Genomic DNA, 19,900 nt, shown 5'->3' on the forward strand with positions numbered 1-19,900 from the left:
ATGGAAAATAACCAGCCGATAATCATCAAGCGCGTAAAAAAATACGCGGGCGGGCATCACGGGGGCTCCTGGAAAATCGCCTTCGCTGACTTCGCGACGGCGATGATGGCGTTCTTCCTGGTGCTGTGGCTGCTGTCCACTGCAACACCGGAACAGAAAATCGCCATCGCCGGTTACTTCAAGGATCCGGTCGGCTTTACCGAAAGTGGCACGCCGTACATCATCGATCTGGGCGGTTCTCCGACTCTGGCGCCAGAGAAAACCCTTAACCCTGAAGTTAAGTCTGAGCCCCAGCCAGACCGCGTCACCATCGACACCGAACAAGTCGAAGGCATGGCCGAGCTGGTTGAGAAGGAACGCCTGGAATTGTTGCTGCAAGAGTTGCAGAACAAGGTCGATGAAAATCCGCAACTGCAGAAATTCAAGGACCAGATCCTGTTCGAGATCACCCAGGACGGTTTGCGCATCCAGATCATGGACGCGGAAAACCGCCCTATGTTCGACTCCGGCAGTGCGCGACTCAAACCGTATTTCGAAGACATTCTGCTGGCCATGGCCGACACCATCAAAGCGGTGCCGAACAAGATCAGCATCAGCGGCCATACCGATGCCAAGCCGTACTCGGGCACCGGTGATTTCGGCAACTGGGAACTCTCGGCCAACCGTGCCAATGCCGCCCGCCGTGCGCTGATCGCCGGCAGTTATCCGGATCAACAGGTGGCGCGGGTGGTCGGTTATGCCTCGTCGGCGCTGTTCGACCGGGAGAACCCGTTCAATCCGGTCAATCGCCGGATCGACATTGTGGTGCTGACCAAGAAAGCCCAGCGCGCCATCGAAGGTTCACAGGGTGCGGAACCTGCGCCAGCACCAGCGCATAGCGGTACGGGCGAAGTGCCGGCCAAGCCAGCCGATCCGAACGCATTGCCGGCGGATAAAGAACCGCTGCCGGCCCATGAGCTTCGCGAGCGATTGAACATCTTCGAAAACCCGGCACCGAAACCGGCGGAGCCGCCGAAGCCGTGACCCACAAAAAAGCCGCGAGATGATCGCGGCTTTTTTGTGTCTGGAGGCTGCTGCTTAGTAGCTGGTCTCAGGCAAGCTGGCAATGATCGAGCGGTAGCTGTTCATCCGTTGCTGCTGCACGCGGCCTTCTTCGAGGGCCTTGAGCAGGGCGCAACCCGGTTCACGGTCGTGTTTGCAGTCACGGAAGCGGCAGGTGCCGATCAGGTCGTTGAACTCGATGAAACCGGCTTCGACGTCGGCACGGCTGACGTGGCCCAGACCGAATTCACGAATACCCGGGGAGTCGATCAACTCACCGCCACCGGGGAAGTGGAACAGCCGCGCGGTGGTCGTGGTGTGAGTGCCCTGGCCGGACAGTTCGGATAACGGGCCGACACGGGCTTCGACTTCCGGCAGCAGGCTGTTGACCAGCGACGACTTGCCGACACCGGACTGGCCGACGAACACGCTGATGCGTCCGTCCAGTTGCTCTTGAAGTTGCTCCATGCCATTGCCGTGATGCGCCGACACTTCCAGCACCGGGTAACCGAGTGTGCGGTAAACCGCCAGCAAGGCATTCAGGGCCGGGGCGTTCTGCTCGTCGATCAGGTCGAATTTGTTGAGCAGCAGCAGTGGCCGGATACCTGCGTGCTCGGCGGCAACCAGATAACGGTCGATCAGGTTGGCGTGTGGCTCGGGCAGCGGGGCAAACACGATGACGATCATGTCGACGTTGGCCGCTACCGGCTTTAACTGGCCACGGCTGTCCGGACGGCAGAGTTCGGTTTTACGTGGCAGTTGCGCCACGATTACGCCGATGCCCTGGTTGCCGGCACGCCAGACCACTTGATCACCGGTCACCAGCGCTGGCAGGTTGGCGCGCAAGTGACAGCGGAACACCTGGCCAGCCAGCTCGCCATCGAGAGCCTCGACTTCGACCTGTACACCGAAGTGCGCGATCACCAGACCCGTCTGTTCCGGACCCAGGTCGCCACCCTCAAGTGCCTCGACAGCCGAGGACTCGCGTTTGGCGGCGCGGGCAGCGCGTTCGCCCTGAATCTTTTCGATGCGCCAGTTTTGACGACGATTGAGTTGGCGTTTGGCCATGGGTGTTCCGTATCAAGAATGCAGCGATTAGGTAAAACGGCCGCGAGTTTAGCACGCCCCGCCGGTTGCCTAGGCTAAACTGCGCAGCATTGCCTAGGAGCCGACACATGCAAAACCCGCAGAATCTGATCTGGATCGACCTGGAAATGACCGGTCTGAACCCTGATACCGACGTCATCATCGAGATGGCCACCATCGTCACCGACAGTGATTTGAACACCTTGGCCGAAGGTCCGGTGATCGCCATCCACCACAGCGACGAAATCCTTGCCGGCATGGACGAATGGAACACCCGTCAACACGGCGGTTCGGGCCTGACCCAGCGCGTTCGTGACAGCCGCATCAGCATGGCCGAAGCCGAAGCCGAGACCATCGCCTTCCTTGAGCAGTGGGTGCCGAAGGGTAAGTCGCCAATCTGTGGCAATAGCATCTGTCAGGACCGTCGCTTCCTTTATACGCACATGAAATCCCTGGAAAGCTTCTTCCACTACCGCAACCTCGACGTCTCGACCCTTAAAGAGCTGGCCGCTCGCTGGGCACCGGACGTGCGCGACAGCTTCAAAAAGGGCAGCACCCACCTGGCGCTGGACGACATCCGCGAATCCATCGCCGAGTTGCAGCACTACCGTAAGCATTTCATTAAGTTCTGATTTCAAGGGGGCCTGTGCTGGCCCCATCGCGAGCAGGCTCGCTCCCACATGGGATTGCGATTTCCCTGTGGGAGCGAGCCTGCTCGCGATAGCGTCCGTACAGACACCCTCGATGAATGAATTGATTCTCAGGCGCCCTCTTATGGGGCGTCGATGAAGTGAGTAGACTGCGCGCCTTTCTGCAAGGACCGCCTCGCCATGTTGCTGATGCTCTACCTGATCGCAATCACCGCCGAAGCCATGACCGGTGCGCTCTCTGCCGGCCGGCGCGGCATGGACTGGTTTGGGGTGGTGTTGATCGCCTGCATCACGGCGTTGGGCGGCGGTTCGGTGCGCGACGTGCTGCTCGGCCACTACCCGCTGACTTGGGTCAAGCACCCGGAATACCTGGTGCTGACCTCGATCGCGGCGATGTTTACCGTCTTCGCTGCACGCTGGATGCGCCACCTGCGCTCACTATTTCTGGTGCTCGACGCCGTGGGCCTGGTGGCGTTCACCCTGATCGGCTGCATGACCGCGCTGGAAATGGGCCACGGCATGCTGGTTGCGTCGGTCAGTGGCGTGATCACCGGCGTATTCGGCGGCATCCTGCGCGACATCTTCTGCAACGACATCCCACTGATCTTCCGTCGCGAACTCTATGCCAGCGTCTCGTTCGCCGCGGCGTGGTGCTACATGCTCTGCATCTACCTGCAATTACCCGGTGAACAGGCGATTTTGATCACGCTGTTTGGTGGTTTCCTGCTGCGGTTGCTGGCGATCCGTTTTCACTGGGAAATGCCGAAATTCGTTTATAACGACGAAGCCTGATTTCACACGGTCCCTGTAGCAGCTGCCGAAGGCTGCGTTCGGCTGCGAAGCAGTCGTAAGTGATCAGATCCGCCGCGAGTCCTGCGGCCTCGAACGCAGCCTTCGGCAGCTGCTACAGGAGTCCGTGTTGTTTCAGGGCCCACTCGACATGCTCACGCACCAGTTCTGACGGATAGTCGCGCCGAGCCTTCAGCGCTTCCAGCACCGGAATGCTTGATGGCGCGTTCCCCAGGCCCACCGCCAGGTTTCGCAACCAACGCTCATAACCCGCTCGCCGTAACGGCGAACCTTCGGTGCTGCTGAGAAACTTCTCCTCATCCCACATGAACAGCTCTGCCAGCTCCGCGTTGTCCAGATTGTGTCGTGGCTTGAAATCGCTTTCTCCAGTGGGGCGGGCGAAGCGGTTCCATGGGCAGACGATCTGGCAGTCATCGCAACCAAACACCCGATTGCCGATCAGGGGGCGCAAATCTTCCGGAATCGCGCTTTTCAGTTCGATGGTCAGGTAGGAAATGCAGCGCCGGGCATCCAGTACATACGGGCCGACGAAGGCGTTGGTCGGGCAAATGTCGAGGCACGCCGTGCAGCGACCGCAATGTTCGGTGGTGTGAGGTGGATCGACCGGTAGCGGCAGATCGACAAACAACTCGCTGAGGAAGAAGTAGCTGCCGGCCTTGCGATTCAAGACCAGGGTGTTTTTGCCGATCCAGCCGAGACCGGCCTGTTCGGCGATGGCTTTTTCCAGCACTGGAGCGCTGTCGACGAATGCACGGAAACCAAACGGGCCGATCTCGGCCTGAATTTTATCGGCCAGTTGCTGCACACGTTTACGGATCAACTTGTGGTAATCACGGCCCAGGGCATAACGCGACACGTAGGCTTTTTCCGGCTGCGCCAGCAATTGCGCCATTTGAGTGTCGCCGGGCAGGTAGTCCATGCGCAGGGAAACGACCCGAAGTGTGCCGGGCACGAGTTCTTCCGGGTGCGAACGTTTGCTGCCGTGGGCGCCCATATACTCCATTTCGCCGTGGTAGCCGGCGGCGAGCCAGCGCTCCAAATGCTGCTCATGCTCTGCCAGGTCGAGGCCGCTGATGCCGACTTGCTGAAAGCCCAGCTCGCGACCCCAGTCCTTGATGGATTGGGCGAGGGCGGACAGGTCTGTAGGAATAGCGGGCATGAGGCGAGAGAAACCGGAGCTGAGGTGCGTATAATTCTGCCAGACATCGGAGCCCGAAGACGCATGCCGCACACTAAAGATGATTTACCCGACGCGCTGTATAGCGCTGCGCAGGTCCGCGGGCTCGATGCGAGCCTTATTGCGGCCGGCACACCGGGCTTCGAGTTGATGCAGCGCGCAGCCCGGGCGACCTGGCGTGCGCTGGTCCGGCAGTGGCCGTCGGCGAGTGAATTAAGTGTGCTGGCCGGTCACGGTAATAACGCTGGCGATGGTTATCTGGTGGCGGTGCTGGCCCAACGTGCGGGTTGGTCGGTGCGGGTACTGGCGGTCGGTGATCCCCAGCGTTTGCAGGGTGACGCAGCGTTGGCCCATGCCGAGGCCGTTTCCGAGAACATCTTGATTGAGCCTTGGACTGCGCAGGCTGAACTGCGCGGCATCGTGCTGGACGCGTTGCTGGGCACCGGTCTGACGGGTGAAGTGAGGGTGCCTTACGCAGACGCTATCGCGGCGATCAACGCCTGCGGATTGCCGGTGGCGGCGGTGGATATCCCTTCGGGCCTTTGCGCCGATACCGGGCGCGTTCTCGGGGCGGCGGTGCAAGCCGATCTTACCGTGACCTTCATCGGGTTGAAGCTGGGACTGTTCACCGGTGATGCCGCAGACGTCGTCGGTGATCTGGTTTTCAACAATTTACACGCCGATCCACAACTGGTTGAGGCCGCGTCGGTCAGCGCTCGTCGCCTGACGACCAGTAACTTGCCGCGCCTTGCCCCCCGAACACCGACGTCCCACAAAGGCAAATTCGGCCACGTGCTGCTGATCGGTGGTGATCGCGGGTTAGGGGGGGCGATCCTGCTGAGTGCACAAAGCGCTCTGCGCAGCGGGGGCGGCATGGTCTCCGTGGCCACTCGCAGTGAGCATGTTGGCGCCGCGCTGGCTAGAATCCCTGAAGCCATGGTGCTGGGCACGTCATCGGCCAACCAGCTGATGGAACTGCTGCAAAAGGTTTCTGTACTGGTGGTCGGTCCCGGCTTGGGGCAGGCTTCCTGGGGCCGTAGTTTGCTGTCGGCCGCGGCCAATGCGCCGTTGCCGCAAGTCTGGGATGCCGATGCATTGAATATGCTGGCCGAAGAACGTGTGAATTTGCCCAAGGACTGCGTGATCACACCGCATCCAGGTGAAGCGGCGCGATTGCTCGGGATCAGCACTGCCCAAGTGCAGGCTGACCGCCCGGCAGCGGCACATGCATTGAGCAAAAAATACACGACTGTCGTGGTGTTGAAAGGCGCCGGCAGCCTGATCGCCAGCCCCGATGGGCGTCTGGCGTTGTGTCATCAAGGTCATCCGGCCATGGCCACCGCCGGACTAGGCGATGTGCTGGCCGGGTTGGTGGGCGCTCTGCTGGCTCAAGGCATGCCGGCGTTCGACGCCGCTTGTCTGGCGGTCTGGCTACACGCCAACGCAGGTGAGCAACAAGGTAAAAATGGCCGTGGGCTGGCGGCCAGTGATCTGATCCCGGCCATTCGTCAGTTGTTGGAGGAGCAAGCACCGTGTCTGAAGTAACCCTGTACCTGGCTGATGAAGAGGCGATGACCGCTTTTGGCGCACATATCGCAAAAACCACCCAAGGGCACGGTCTGATTTTTCTGGAAGGGGACCTGGGGGCGGGGAAAACCACGCTGTCGCGGGGCATCATCCGGGGGTTGGGGCATGTCGGCGCAGTAAAAAGCCCGACGTTCACGCTGGTCGAACCTTACGAGATCGGCGAGATCCGTGCCTTCCATTTCGACCTGTACCGTTTGGTCGATCCGGAAGAGCTGGAGTACCTCGGCATTCGCGACTACTTCGATGATGACGCGCTGTGCCTGATCGAGTGGCCGGATAAAGGTGCAGGCTTTTTGCCAAAGCCCGACCTGACCATTACCATTAGCCCGCAAGACAGCGGGCGTTCGCTGAAAATTTTATCCCAGGGCTCGCGTGGCGAGGCCTGGTGTGCCGCTTTGGCATTGGAAACCAATTAAATGATGGGGTCAGGTATGCGCTTTCGCGCAATGGTAGCTGCCGTAGGATTGTTGTTTTTGGCGGTGACCGTCGACGCTGTGGCCGACTCGAAGGTCAATAGCGTTCGCCTGTGGCGGGCGCCGGACAACACACGGCTGGTGTTCGACCTGACCGGGCCTGTGCAACACAGCGTTTTCACCCTGACTGCTCCGGATCGGCTGGTGATCGACATCAATGGTGCGACACTCGGTGCGCCGCTGAACGTCAACACATCCAATACCCCCATTACCGCCATGCGCTCGGCTCAACGCACGCCGACCGACCTGCGGGTGGTTATCGACCTGAAAAAGGCCGTGACCCCAAAAAGCTTCTCCCTGGCCCCGAATGCCCAGTACGGCAACCGACTGGTGGTTGACCTGTTTGATAGCGCCGCTGATGCCTCACCGGCGCCGTCGCCAGTACCGACGCGTTCGGTCGCCACGATGCCGGCAGTGCCGGTCACGCCGGTTGAGCCGGCGATCAAGCTTCCACCTGCACCGGCCGGCAAGCGCGACATCATTGTGGTGATCGATGCCGGCCACGGCGGTGAAGACCCGGGCGCCTCAGGTTCTCGCGGTCAGCGGGAAAAAGACGTGGTATTGGCCATCGCCCGTGAATTGCAGCGTCAGGTCAATGGCATGAAAGGTTTCCGCGCCGAATTGACCCGCACCGGCGACTACTTCATTCCATTGCGCGGCCGTACCGAAATCGCCCGCAAGAAAGGCGCCGACCTGTTCGTTTCGATCCACGCCGACGCCGCGCCTTCGGCTGCCGCCTTCGGTGCTTCCGTATTCGCCTTGTCTGATCGCGGTGCTACTTCGGAAACCGCCCGCTGGCTGGCAGACAGTGAAAACCGCTCCGACTTGATCGGTGGCGCCGGCAACGTCAGCCTCGATGACAAGGACCGCATGCTCGCGGGCGTGCTGCTTGACCTGTCGATGACGGCGTCGCTGACGTCCAGCCTGAACGTCGGCCAGAAAGTGCTGAGTAACATCGGTCGCGTCACTCCGTTGCATAAACAGCGTGTGGAACAGGCCGGGTTCATGGTGCTGAAGTCGCCAGACATTCCGTCGATCCTGGTCGAAACCGGGTTTATCTCCAACGCCAACGAAGCCTCAAAGCTTGCGGCATCGAATCACCAGCAGGCGCTGGCGCGTTCGATCAGCAGCGGCGTGCGTCAGTTCTTCCAGCAGAATCCGCCGCCAGGCACTTACATTGCGTGGCTGCGTGATTCCGGAAAAATCGCTCAGGGCCCACGTGATCACCGGGTCAATCCGGGTGAAACCCTGGCGATGATTGCCGTGCGTTATCAGGTGTCGCCAGCGACGCTGCGCAGCGCCAACAACCTGTCGAGTGATGATCTGAAGATCGGTCAGCACCTGACCATTCCAGGCACTGATTTGGCGGCTAAAGAATGAATCAGGTGGTGATCAATAGCGCTCGCATCGAGCTGCTCAGCCCGCGACTGGCGAACCAGATTGCCGCCGGCGAGGTGGTTGAACGCCCGGCCTCGGTGATTAAAGAGCTGCTGGAAAACAGCCTCGACTCTGGCGCCAAACGCATCGATGTCGATGTCGAGCAGGGTGGCGTCAAGCTGCTGCGGGTGCGCGACGACGGCAGTGGTATTTCTGCCGATGACCTGCCGCTGGCCTTGGCCCGACACGCCACCAGCAAAATTCGTAACCTTGAGGACCTGGAGCAGGTCATGAGCCTGGGGTTCCGTGGTGAGGCTCTGGCGTCGATCAGCTCCGTGGCGCGCCTGACCCTGACGTCCCGCACCCGCGATGCCGATCAGGCCTGGCAGGTCGAGACCGAAGGCCGGGACATGGCGCCCCGCGTGCAGCCAGCCGCCCATCCAGTGGGTACCTCGGTGGAAGTGCGCGACCTGTTCTTCAACACTCCGGCTCGGCGTAAATTCCTCAAGACCGAAAAAACCGAATTCGATCACCTGCAGGAAGTGATCAAGCGTCTGGCGCTGGCGCGTTTCGACGTGGCGTTCCATTTGCGACACAACGGCAAGACCATCCTCAGCCTGCACGAAGCCCATGACGACGCGGCGCGTGCCCGGCGTGTGGCGGCCATTTGCGGTTCGGGTTTCCTCGAACAGGCGCTGCCGATCGAAATCGAGCGCAATGGCCTGCATTTGTGGGGCTGGGTCGGTTTGCCGACGTTCAATCGCAGCCAGGCGGACTTGCAGTACTTCTTTGTGAATGGCCGCGCGGTGCGCGACAAACTGGTGGCTCACGCGGTGCGCCAGGCCTATCGCGACGTGCTGTTCAATGGCCGGCATCCGACATTCGTACTGTTTTTTGAAGTTGATCCGGCCGGTGTCGACGTCAACGTGCACCCGACCAAGCACGAAGTTCGCTTCCGTGACGGGCGCATGGTTCACGATTTCCTCTACGGCACCTTGCACCGCGCCTTGGGCGATGTGCGCCCGGAAGATCATCTGGCTGCACCGGTCGCGACGGCCATCGTTCGACCGACCGGCCTCGACGCCGGTGAATTCGGCCCGCAGGGCGAGATGCGCCTGGCAGCCAATGCGTTGCTGGAGCAGCCCCAGGCGCAGCCGTCGTTTAATACCCCGGCTGGCTCGGGCGCCGGCGCCGGCTATCAGTATCAATACACGCCACGGCCTCAGTCCGGGGTGCCGGTCGCCGAGGCTCAGGCCGCCTATCGCGAGTTTTTTGCGCCGCTGCCCGAGGCCAACGCGGTCGCGCTGCCGGCCGGGCAGGACGACATTCCGCCGCTGGGTTATGCACTGGCGCAGCTCAAAGGCATCTACATCCTGTCGGAAAACGCCCAGGGGCTGGTGTTGGTGGACATGCATGCAGCCCACGAGCGGATCATGTACGAACGCCTGAAAATCGCCATGGCCAGTGAAGGCCTGAGCGGTCAACCGCTGTTGGTGCCGGAGTCCTTGGCCGTCAGTCAGCGCGAAGCCGATTGCGCCGAAGAGCACGTCGCGTGGTTCCAGCGTCTCGGCTTTGAGTTGCAGCGCCTGGGGCCTGAGACCCTAGCCATTCGACAGATCCCGGCTTTGCTCAAGCAAGCTGAAGCCAACCGACTGGTCAGTGATGTATTGGCGGACCTGATGGAATACGGCTCCAGCGACCGGATTCAGGCCCATCTGAACGAACTGCTCGGGACGATGGCCTGTCACGGTGCGGTTCGGGCGAATCGGCGCCTGGCGATCCCGGAAATGAACGGCCTGCTGCGCGACATGGAAAACACCGAGCGCAGTGGTCAATGCAACCATGGCCGACCGACCTGGACCCAATTGGGCCTGGACGATCTGGACAAACTCTTCTTGCGCGGTCGTTGATGAGCCAGCTCCCTCCAGCGATTTTTCTGATGGGCCCGACCGCTGCGGGCAAGACCGACCTGGCCATCGAACTGACCAAAGTCCTGCCTTGCGAGCTGATCAGCGTTGATTCGGCGCTGGTCTACCGGGGCATGGACATTGGCACGGCCAAACCGTCGAAAGAAATTCTGTGCGAATTCCCGCACCGGTTGATCGACATTCTCGACCCGGCGGAGAGCTATTCGGCCGCTGATTTTCGCCGTGATGCCCTTGAAGCGATGGCCGAGATCACTGCGCGGGGAAAAATTCCGCTGCTGGTGGGCGGCACAATGCTCTATTACAAGGCTTTGGTCGAAGGCCTGGCAGACATGCCAGCGGCTGATCCGGAAATTCGCGCACAGATTGAAGAAGAGGCTGAACGCCTTGGCTGGCAAGCCTTGCACGAACAATTGGCAGCCATTGATCCGGTATCGGCTGCACGTATTCATCCGAACGATCCGCAGCGACTCAGTCGAGCACTGGAAGTTTATCGCGTCAGCGGTCAGAGCATGACCGAGCTGCGACTGAGACAAACTGCGCAAAGTACTGAAGCAGCCGCTTCGGGACTGCAACAATTGCCCTATACTGTCGCGAACTTGGCCATTGCTCCGGCAAATCGCCAGGTACTGCACGAACGAATTAAACAAAGATTCACGAATATGTTGGAACAGGGATTCATTGACGAGGTCGTAGCCCTGCGCAAGAGAAGTGACCTGCATTCCGGGTTGCCGTCTATACGTGCAGTAGGCTACCGACAAGTCTGGGATTACCTGGATGGCAAGCTGACACAAGCCGAGATGCAGGAGCGTGGAATCATTGCCACGCGCCAATTGGCAAAGCGTCAGTTCACCTGGCTGCGCAGTTGGGCTGATTTACACTGGCTGGACAGCCTTGATTGCGACAATCTGCCGCGCGCCTTGAAATACTTGGGGACCATCTCCATATTGAGATGAGTCTTTTCAATTGCCGTCTATCCTTGGGGGTGTGACGGCTAAAGCCATCTGTTTACCTATTTTTTATTTTGAATCCTTAAAGGAGTGCGGCACATGTCAAAAGGGCATTCGCTACAAGACCCTTACTTGAATACTTTACGTAAAGAGAAAGTTGGGGTGTCCATCTACCTGGTCAACGGTATCAAACTGCAAGGCACGATCGAGTCTTTCGACCAGTTCGTTATCCTGCTGAAAAACACCGTGAGCCAGATGGTTTACAAACACGCTATCTCTACAGTGGTGCCGGTTCGTCCAATTCGTCTGCCTAGCGCAACCGAATCCGAAGCAGGTGACGCTGAGCCAGGTAACGCCTGATAGGAGTCTCCTTTGTTCTTTGAGCGCCACGGTGGTGGTGAGCGAGTCATCCTCGTTCACTTGGATGGACAGGACCCTGAGGCGCGCGAAGATCCGCAGGAGTTTCAGGAGTTGGCTAATTCGGCCGGCGCCGAGACCGTTGCGTTTTTTAACGTGCCGCGTCATCGGCCAACCGCCAAATTCCTGATTGGCAGCGGCAAGGTCGAGGAGCTGCGCGACCTGGTCAAGGCCGAAGAGGCCGATCTGGTGATTTTCAATCACATCCTCACGCCCAGCCAGGAACGTAACCTCGAGCGTGTGTTCGAGTGTCGCGTGATCGACCGCACCGGTCTGATTCTCGATATTTTCGCCCAACGAGCCCGTACCCATGAAGGCAAGCTCCAGGTAGAACTGGCCCAGCTTGACCACATGAGCACCCGGCTGGTTCGTGGCTGGACCCACCTTGAACGCCAAGGTGGTGGCATCGGCATGCGTGGTCCGGGTGAAACCCAACTGGAAACCGACCGCCGTTTGCTGCGGGTTCGCCTGCGACAGATCAAGGGGCGGCTGGAGAAAGTGCGCAGCCAGCGCGAGCAGTCGCGACGTGGCCGTATGCGTGCGGATATTCCTACCGTGTCGCTGGTGGGGTATACCAACGCCGGTAAATCCACGCTCTTCAATAACGTGACGAAATCCGACGTGTACGCGGCTGACCAATTGTTTGCCACGCTGGACCCGACCCTGCGTCGTCTGGATTTAGACGATCTGGGGCCGATTGTCCTGGCGGACACCGTGGGTTTCATTCGCCACTTGCCCCACAAGCTGGTCGAGGCATTTCGGTCTACTCTCGAAGAGTCGAGCAACTCCGACCTTTTGTTACACGTGATCGATGCGGCCGAACCCGATCGTATGTTGCAGATCGAGCAGGTGATGGTGGTGCTGGGCGAGATTGGTGCCCAGGACTTGCCGATCCTCGAGGTCTATAACAAACTCGATTTGCTTGAAGGCGTTGAGCCACAAATCCAGCGTGACGAAAACGGCAAACCCCAGCGGGTCTGGCTGTCGGCGCGTGATGGCACGGGCCTGGAATTGCTTGAGCAAGCCATTGCCGAGTTACTCGGCAGTGATTTGTTTATCGGTACCTTGCGCTTGCCGCAACGTTTTGCTCGACTGCGTGCGCAGTTTTTCGAAGTCGGTGCGGTGCAGAAAGAAGAACACGACGAAGAAGGCATCAGCCTGCTGGCCGTTCGCTTGCCACGGATCGAGTTGAATCGATTGGTGAGCCGCGAAGGTTTGCAACCGAATGACTTCATCGAGCAACACACTTTGCAATAAAAGCCTGAGAAAGCGGTTGTGCCGTGGTGACAGGCATTCTGTAGCATTGGTCGGCGCGCCGTGGGTGCGTCTTTGCTTTATCAGATGGAGAGCGCTATGGCTTGGAATGAGCCGGGTGGCAACTCGAATAATCAGGATCCTTGGGGTGGCAAGCGCCGCAATAACGGCGACCGCAAGGGACCACCGGATCTCGACGAGGCCTTCCGAAAGCTGCAGGAAAGCCTGAACGGGTTGTTCGGTGGTGGTAAGAAACGCGGTGATGACGGCGGTGGTTCGGGCAAGAGTGGCGGCTTCGGCGGCATTCTTGGCATCGGCCTTGTCGTGCTGGCGGCCGTTTGGCTGTACAGCGCGGTCTACGTCGTCGACGAGCAGGAGCAAGCCGTAGTGCTGCGCTTCGGCAAGTACTACGAAACCGTTGGCCCTGGCCTGAACATCTATTTCCCGCCGATCGACAAAAAGTACATGGAAAACGTGACGCGTGAGCGTTCGTACACCAAGCAGGGGCAAATGCTGACCGAAGACGAAAATATCGTCGAAGTCCCACTGACCGTGCAGTACAAGATCAGCAACCTGCAGGATTTCGTGCTGAATGTTGATCAGCCGGAAATCAGCCTGCAGCAAGCGACAGACAGTGCCTTGCGTCACGTGGTGGGTTCTACCGCCATGGACCAGGTGCTGACTGAAGGTCGTGAGTTGATGGCCAGCGAGATCAAGGAGCGTCTGCAACGCTTCATGGATACTTATCGCACCGGTATCGCTGTTACCCAGGTCAACGTTCAGAACGCAGCGGCACCGCGTGAAGTCCAGGAAGCTTTCGATGACGTGATCCGTGCCCGTGAAGACGAGCAGCGTTCGCGTAACCAGGCTGAGACCTATGCCAACGGCGTCGTGCCGGAAGCTCGTGGTCAGGCCCAGCGTATCCTCGAAGATGCCAATGGTTACCGTGACGAAACCGTCTCGAGAGCCAAGGGTGAGGGCGATCGCTTCACCAAGCTGGTCGCCGAGTATCGCAAGGCTCCAGAAGTCACTCGCGAGCGTCTTTACCTGGACACCATGCAGGAAGTCTTCACCAACACCAGCAAGGTACTCGTGACCGGCAACAAGAATGGCCAGAGCAATCTGCTGTACTTGCCGCTCGACAAGATGGTTGAAAGCGGTCGCAATACCAGCAGCGCTCCGGTGTCGGGCGCGGCAGCCAGCAGCAATGAAGCGAATACACGTGCAGCAGCTGATCTGCAACAACAGCAAGCACGTACCAGGGAGAGTCGCTGATGAGCAATAAATCGCTGATCGCCCTTATTGTCGTTGTCGTCGTGGCGATCGCTGCCTGGAACTGCTTCTACATCGTGGCTCAGACCGAGCGCGCGGTGTTGCTGCAGTTCGGCCGCGTAGTCCAGACCGATGTTCAGCCAGGCCTGCACGTGAAAGTGCCTTACGTTAACCAGGTGCGTAAGTTCGACGCACGCCTGATGACGCTGGATGCACCGACACAACGCTTCCTGACGCTGGAAAAGAAAGCCGTCATGGTGGATGCCTTCGCCAAGTGGCGCGTGAAAGATGCCGAGCGCTTCTACACCGCAACTTCCGGCCTCAAGCAGATCGCCGACGAGCGTCTGTCCCGTCGTCTGGAATCAGGCCTGCGTGACCAGTTCGGTAAGCGCACGCTGCATGAAGTGGTTTCCGGTGAGCGTGACGCGCTGATGGCTGACATCACCGCTTCGCTGAACAAGATGGCGGAAAAAGAACTGGGCATCGAAGTCGTCGATGTTCGGGTCAAGGCCATCGATCTGCCGAAAGAAGTGAACCGCAGCGTGTTCGAGCGTATGAGCACCGAGCGTGAGCGTGAAGCTCGCGAGCACCGCGCCAAGGGTAACGAGCTGGCAGAAGGCATCCGTGCCGACGCCGATCGTCAACGCCGCGTGTTGCTGGCTGAGGCCTATCGTGAATCTGAAGAGGTTCGCGGTGACGGTGATGCCCAGGCATCTGCGATCTACTCCAAGGCTTACGGCCAGGACCAGGAGTTCTACGCTTTCTACCGTAGCCTGCGCGCCTACCGTGAAAGCTTCGCGAACAAATCCGACGTCATGGTCCTGGATCCAAGCAGCGACTTCTTCCGTTACCTGGAAAAAGCCAAGCCTTGACACCGCGTTGACCTGAATCTTCCCCCGCCTGGCGGCTAAAGCCTCGGGCGGGGTGATCCTTTGGGAAAACGTGTGTATGATGCGGCAGCCGGGAAATTCCCGGCTTTTTTGCGTCTGCACGTTTGATTGCTGTTTTCAGGCAGAAGACCGAGTTGAATGACTCGACAGGATTTTCGAGGAAAGTGGTTGGCGAAGCCGGTTTGAGGCTTTTCGCCGTGTCGTTCATGCGCGTGGTTTGCACATGAGCCGATCATTTTCTGCTTCACTCAAGGCTCGCCCGAGGGCTTGCCGCCCGGATCATAGGGGAATGGCGTAATGGCAACGGTAGACCGCTGGCTGCTGCCAGATGGCATCGAAGAAGTACTGCCACCTGAAGCTGCGCGCATTGAAGTGGCGCGTCGTCAGGTGTTGGATCTGTTCCAGAGCTGGGGTTACGAGTTTGTCGTGACTCCCCATATCGAGTACCTGGAATCCTTGCTGACCGGCGCGGGTTCGGACCTCGATTTGCGTACCTTCAAGGTCATCGACCCGCAATCGGGTCGGCAGATGGGTTTCCGTGCCGACATCACGCCGCAAGTGGCGCGCATCGATGCGCACACCTTGCGCCGCGAAGGTCCGAGCCGTCTGTGCTATGCCGGTAGCGTGCTGCACGCTCAGCCTCGTGCGTTGTCGTCCTCGCGCAGCCCGATCCAGTTGGGTGCCGAGTTGTATGGCGATGGCAGCCCGAGCAGCGATGTGGAAGTCATCAGCCTGATGTTGGCTATGCTGCAACTGGCCGATGTGCCGGATGTGCACATGGACCTCGGTCATGTCGGCATCTACCGTGGCCTGGCCCGCGCTGCCGGATTGTCCGGCGAAGTCGAGCAACAATTGTTCGATGCGTTGCAACGCAAGGCCATCGATGAGGTCATTACCTTGACCGAAGGCCTGCCTGCTGATCTGTCGGGCATGCTGCGCGCATTGGTTGATCTGTGTGGCGGCCGTGAAGTGCTGAGCGCTGCCCGCGAGCGTCTGGCGAATGCTCCGGCCCCTGTTCTGGCTGCTCTGGACGACCTGTTGGCGATTGCCGAGCGTTTGTCCGTGCGTTTCCCGGAACTGCCGCTGTATTTCGACCTGGGCGAGTTGCGCGGTTACCACTACCACACCGGTGTGGTGTTCGCGGTGTTCGTGCCGGGTGTTGGCCAGTCCATTGCCCAGGGCGGTCGTTACGACGACATCGGCGCCGACTTCGGTCGCGCTCGTCCGGCCACCGGCTTCTCTACCGATTTGAAAACCCTGGTGACCCTGGGGCGTGCTGAAATCGAGCTACCGTCTGGCGGTATCTGGATGCCTGACAGTACGGATGCGGCACTCTGGCAGCAGGTTTGCCAGTTGCGCAGTGAGGGTCAGCGTGTCGTTCAGGCATTGCCTGGGCAACCATTGGCCGCCGCCCGTGAAGCGGACTGCGACCGGCAATTGATTCAGCAGAACGGGCTTTGGCAAGTATTGCCGCTGGCTTCTTGAGTTTTCCTGCCGGCCGCCGCCGGCACCAAGTTTGCGCGAATGAGGACAAGTGTTATGGGTAAGAATGTCGTAGTCCTGGGCACCCAATGGGGTGATGAGGGCAAAGGCAAGATCGTTGATCTGCTGACCGAACATGCTGCCGCCGTAGTGCGCTACCAGGGTGGCCACAACGCTGGTCACACACTGGTGATCGACGGCGAGAAAACCGTCTTGCACCTGATCCCGTCGGGCGTATTGCGCGAAGGCGTGCAGTGCCTGATCGGTAACGGCGTGGTGGTTGCACCCGACGCCCTGCTACGCGAGATCACCAAGCTGGAAGAGAAAGGCGTACCGGTGCGCGAGCGCCTGCGTATCAGCCCGTCCTGCCCGCTGATCCTGTCCTTCCACGTGGCGCTGGACCAGGCCCGTGAAAAGGCTCGTGGCGAGCTGAAGATCGGTACCACCGGTCGCGGCATCGGCCCGGCGTACGAAGACAAGGTTGCACGTCGTGGCCTGCGCGTTGGCGACCTGCTCAACATGCCGCGCTTCGAAGACAAGCTGCGTGAACTGGTGGATTACCACAACTTCATGCTGGTGGGTTACTACAAAGAGCCTGCCATCGAGTTCGAAAAAACCCTGGCCGAGTGCAAGGAATACGCTGAGCTGCTCAAGCCGTTGATGCTGGACGTGACGGCCGAGCTGCACGACCTGCGTCGCGCTGGCAAAGACATCATGTTCGAAGGCGCCCAGGGTTCGTTGCTCGATATCGACCACGGTACCTATCCGTACGTGACCAGCTCCAACACCACCGCCGGTGGCGTGGCGACCGGTTCGGGCGTTGGCCCGATGTTCCTGGACTACATCCTGGGGATCACCAAGGCTTACACCACTCGCGTAGGTTCGGGTCCATTCCCGACTGAACTCTTTGATGAAGTGGGTGCGCACCTGGCCAAGCAAGGTCACGAGTTCGGCGCTACCACCGGCCGTGCCCGTCGTTGCGGCTGGTTCGACGCCGTTATCCTGCGTCGCGCTATCGATGTGAACAGCATCTCGGGCATCTGCCTGACCAAGCTGGACGTACTCGACGGCCTGGAAACCATCAACATCTGCGTCGGCTACAAAGATGCGCAAGGCAACGCCGTTGCCCCGACTGACGCTGACAGCTACGTAGGCCTTCAGCCTGTGTACGAAGAAGTGCCGGGCTGGACCGAATCGACCGTGGGTGCCAAAACCCTGGAAGAGCTGCCAGCTAACGCTCGTGCCTACATCAAGCGCGTTGAAGAGTTGATCGGCGCGCCGATCGACATTATTTCGACGGGCCCGGACCGCAACGAAACCATCGTTCTGCGTCACCCGTTCGCTTAATAAGTCGTTGATGTACAAAACAAAGGCCCCTTAATCGGGGCCTTTGTCGTTTATGCCTGTTGGACGGCATGACCTTTGCTGTGATCTTGATTAAAAGCATCGCTTCCAGCGCGCCATCAATTTAATGGCGCCAAAGCAGAGGGATTTTAAGTGTCAGCCGTTCTCTCATTGTTACAAAGTCGTTTATTGCGGCCTGTATTCATTACGCTGGGTATCGCCCTTTTGGTGCAGGTGCTGGTGGCTGTTGCTCTGACCCGGAGCACAGTAACTGCGCTGGAAGCCGATCTGGCTGTGCGCCTGGGCGCCGACAGTCAAAAACTCTCTGGCGAGCTTGAGCAGGCGGGACGTGAGGTCACGTCGAGCCTCGACAGCCTCTCCACCAGCACGCGTCAGCGCCTTACCGCCGGTTTATCCTCGCGATTGAAGGATGAGCAGGCACAGTTGCGAGCCACGCTGGAAAAAGACCTGAAGGATTCCGCCAATGATATGGCGCAGCTTCTTGCCTCGGTCGCTCCCCGCGCCATGTGGGACAGCGACGTTCCCACCCTGTCTGAGTTTGCCCGCCGGGCGCAGCGTAATCCCAATGTGTTGTTCGTGGTTTACGACGATGCAACGGGGCAGCACCTGACGCGCTATCTGAATCGCGAAAACCCGATCAACAAGGCCTTGCTGGAAAAAGGTCAAGGCGAGCGCGCGCTGGACAAGGTGCTGGACGCGGCGAAGAACGACCCATCGGTTTATTACCTTGAAGCCTCGATCAACCCTAATGGCGTGGAAATCGGCAAGGTCGTGATGGGTGTCTCCACCGCCTCGGTGGAAACCGATCTGGCGGCCCTGGACAAGCGGTTCTCGGCGCTGATTGCCAGCAGTGATCAACTGGTCGGCGACAGTCTCAAGGGCGCGGCCGCAGACAGTGCAGCGGCCATGGGTGCGCGTTTGCAGTCGGCGCAGTCCACGGCCTCTGAAATGAAAGCCAATACCGCCAGCACTGTGCAGGAAGCGGCGGCGACCTTGCGCTGGCGCATCGGTATGGGCCTGGCGCTGGTCGGTTGCGGTGTGTTGCTGTTGCTGGCGGTGGTGCTGGGGCGTCGAGTAGTCACCCGCTTGAAGTTGTTGATCAGTGCCATGGATGATCTGGCGGCGGGCGAGGGCGACCTGACCAAGCGTGTGCAGATCAACAGCAAGGACGAAATCGGCGACATGGCCTCGGCAGTCAATCGCTTTGTGGATAAGTTGCAGCCAATTGTGCGCGAGGCGGGCGATGTGGCCCAGCGCACCGGCGTGGAAATCGGCGCCATGACTTTGCGTAATGCCGGGGCTGACAAGGCGGCGGGCATGCAGCGTGATGAAGTGGCCGAAAGCCTGCGCGCGCTGTCGCGGATGGCTGATGAAGCCCAGTCAGAAAGCCACGCCATGCAAGCTGCTTTGCAACAGGTGGTGGACATTCGTTCGGCCACTGATGAAAACACCCGGACCTCGGCGAAAGTTGGCAGCCTGATCGAAGCGTTGGCCGGCCAGGTCGATACCGGTGCGAAAGTCATCGAGCGGCTGGCGCAGCAGAGCGAGCAGATTGAAGTGGTGTTGACGGTGATTCATGGGATCGCCGAGCAAACCAACCTGCTGGCACTCAACGCCGCCATCGAAGCAGCGCGTGCGGGCGAGACTGGTCGCGGGTTTGCGGTAGTTGCGGACGAAGTGCGGGCTCTGGCAAGCAAGACGCAGAGCTCGACCGGCGACATCCAGGCGCACATCGTTGCCTTGCAGCAAGGCGCGCGTGAGGCGGTGGCTGCGATTGGTCAGGCGGGGCGCCAGGCCAGCGAAGGTTTGCTGGTATTGCGCGACAGTGCGCGGTTGCAGCAGTCGGTGCAGGCATCGGTCGAGCAGGTGCATGCGGCGATTGGTCTGGCGACTCAGGCCGCGGCGCATCAGGCGCAAGGTGCGCACGCAGTGCGGGGGCGGGTTGAGACCATTCATGCACAGGCTGAGAAAGCGGCTCAGGCTGTAGTGGAAACCACGGCCAGCGGCAAGGTGCTGGATGGCTTGGCGGCGCAGTTGAAGGCTAGTCTGGGGCAGTTCAGGGCTTAATCGGTTGTCTGGGCTGACGCATCGCGGGCAAGCCCGCTCCCACAGGTGCTTCTGTGAACACAAATGTTGTGTGAAAC

Annotated in this window: 17 protein-coding genes; 15 read left to right on the plus strand and 2 right to left on the minus strand. The window is 59.9% G+C overall.

Features of this window, described 5'->3' with window-relative positions:
* Window positions 1–1,023: a flagellar motor protein MotB gene (gene motB, locus J2Y56_RS17370; RefSeq protein ID WP_007945608.1), complete on the plus strand. Its 1,023-nt coding sequence runs from the start codon at window positions 1–3 to the stop codon at window positions 1,021–1,023.
* A 54-nt stretch (window positions 1,024–1,077) separates the two neighbouring features.
* Here the strand turns inward: motB and rsgA are convergent, their stop codons facing one another.
* A complete protein-coding gene (gene rsgA / locus J2Y56_RS17375; protein WP_046028394.1) occupies window positions 1,078–2,109 on the minus strand; it encodes a small ribosomal subunit biogenesis GTPase RsgA in 1,032 nt (343 codons plus the stop codon).
* A 107-nt stretch (window positions 2,110–2,216) separates the two neighbouring features.
* Between rsgA and orn the strand changes: the two genes are divergently transcribed.
* Both orn and J2Y56_RS17385 read left to right on the plus strand, forming a co-directional pair.
* A complete protein-coding gene (gene orn, locus J2Y56_RS17380; RefSeq protein ID WP_056746367.1) occupies window positions 2,217–2,759 on the plus strand; it encodes an oligoribonuclease in 543 nt (180 codons plus the stop codon).
* Between the two features lie 198 nt (window positions 2,760–2,957).
* Entirely contained in the window at window positions 2,958–3,569 is a 612-nt protein-coding gene (locus J2Y56_RS17385) for a trimeric intracellular cation channel family protein (RefSeq protein ID WP_007945604.1), read from the plus strand.
* A 112-nt stretch (window positions 3,570–3,681) separates the two neighbouring features.
* Here J2Y56_RS17385 and queG read toward each other — a convergent pair whose 3' ends face one another.
* Window positions 3,682–4,746 carry a tRNA epoxyqueuosine(34) reductase QueG gene (gene queG, locus J2Y56_RS17390; protein WP_007945603.1) on the minus strand — a complete coding sequence of 355 codons (1,065 nt, stop codon included), beginning with the start codon at window positions 4,744–4,746 and terminating at the stop codon, window positions 3,682–3,684.
* Window positions 4,747–4,809: 63 nt separating this feature from the next.
* On the opposite strand from queG, the gene J2Y56_RS17395 reads away from it, so the two are divergent.
* The 12 genes from J2Y56_RS17395 (at window position 4,810) to J2Y56_RS17450 (ending at window position 19,823) form a co-directional block, all read left to right on the plus strand.
* Window positions 4,810–6,309, plus strand: a complete 1,500-nt coding sequence (locus J2Y56_RS17395; RefSeq protein ID WP_310351581.1) for an NAD(P)H-hydrate dehydratase — start codon at window positions 4,810–4,812, stop codon at window positions 6,307–6,309.
* The gene (gene tsaE, locus J2Y56_RS17400) at window positions 6,297–6,767 is read left to right on the plus strand and encodes a tRNA (adenosine(37)-N6)-threonylcarbamoyltransferase complex ATPase subunit type 1 TsaE (RefSeq protein ID WP_007945600.1); all 471 of its coding nucleotides are present in this window, start codon (window positions 6,297–6,299) and stop codon (window positions 6,765–6,767) included. Before J2Y56_RS17395 ends, tsaE begins: the two co-directional genes overlap by 13 nt.
* Complete coding sequence (locus J2Y56_RS17405) at window positions 6,768–8,204, plus strand: N-acetylmuramoyl-L-alanine amidase (protein ID WP_310351582.1); 1,437 nt, start codon at window positions 6,768–6,770, stop codon at window positions 8,202–8,204. It abuts the gene before it with no gap.
* Entirely contained in the window at window positions 8,201–10,111 is a 1,911-nt protein-coding gene (gene mutL / locus J2Y56_RS17410) for a DNA mismatch repair endonuclease MutL (protein WP_405046864.1), read from the plus strand. The genes J2Y56_RS17405 and mutL overlap by 4 nt, the downstream gene beginning before the upstream one ends.
* Window positions 10,111–11,082 (plus strand): tRNA (adenosine(37)-N6)-dimethylallyltransferase MiaA, encoded by a 972-nt coding sequence (miaA, locus tag J2Y56_RS17415; protein ID WP_310351584.1) that lies wholly within the window; start codon window positions 10,111–10,113, stop codon window positions 11,080–11,082. The genes mutL and miaA overlap by 1 nt, the downstream gene beginning before the upstream one ends.
* A gap of 93 nt (window positions 11,083–11,175) precedes the next feature.
* Window positions 11,176–11,436 carry an RNA chaperone Hfq gene (hfq, locus tag J2Y56_RS17420; RefSeq protein ID WP_007902656.1) on the plus strand — a complete coding sequence of 87 codons (261 nt, stop codon included), beginning with the start codon at window positions 11,176–11,178 and terminating at the stop codon, window positions 11,434–11,436.
* A gap of 12 nt (window positions 11,437–11,448) precedes the next feature.
* The gene (gene hflX / locus J2Y56_RS17425; RefSeq protein WP_007945595.1) at window positions 11,449–12,750 is read left to right on the plus strand and encodes a ribosome rescue GTPase HflX; all 1,302 of its coding nucleotides are present in this window, start codon (window positions 11,449–11,451) and stop codon (window positions 12,748–12,750) included.
* A 96-nt stretch (window positions 12,751–12,846) separates the two neighbouring features.
* Window positions 12,847–14,022 carry an FtsH protease activity modulator HflK gene (gene hflK, locus J2Y56_RS17430; RefSeq protein ID WP_007945594.1) on the plus strand — a complete coding sequence of 392 codons (1,176 nt, stop codon included), beginning with the start codon at window positions 12,847–12,849 and terminating at the stop codon, window positions 14,020–14,022.
* Window positions 14,022–14,891 (plus strand): protease modulator HflC, encoded by an 870-nt coding sequence (gene hflC / locus J2Y56_RS17435; RefSeq protein ID WP_007945593.1) that lies wholly within the window; start codon window positions 14,022–14,024, stop codon window positions 14,889–14,891. The genes hflK and hflC overlap by 1 nt, the downstream gene beginning before the upstream one ends.
* Window positions 14,892–15,206: 315 nt before the next feature.
* Window positions 15,207–16,394, plus strand: a complete 1,188-nt coding sequence (locus J2Y56_RS17440; RefSeq protein ID WP_007945592.1) for an ATP phosphoribosyltransferase regulatory subunit — start codon at window positions 15,207–15,209, stop codon at window positions 16,392–16,394.
* 54 nt (window positions 16,395–16,448) lie between these two features.
* Window positions 16,449–17,738, plus strand: a complete 1,290-nt coding sequence (locus tag J2Y56_RS17445; RefSeq protein WP_027921980.1) for an adenylosuccinate synthase — start codon at window positions 16,449–16,451, stop codon at window positions 17,736–17,738.
* A 150-nt stretch (window positions 17,739–17,888) separates the two neighbouring features.
* Complete coding sequence (locus tag J2Y56_RS17450) at window positions 17,889–19,823, plus strand: methyl-accepting chemotaxis protein (RefSeq protein WP_310351589.1); 1,935 nt, start codon at window positions 17,889–17,891, stop codon at window positions 19,821–19,823.
* Window positions 19,824–19,900: the final 77 nt, after the last annotated feature.

The organism is Pseudomonas sp. BE134 (genome assembly GCF_031456105.1).
In the GTDB taxonomy this organism is placed as follows: Bacteria; Pseudomonadota; Gammaproteobacteria; order Pseudomonadales; family Pseudomonadaceae; genus Aquipseudomonas.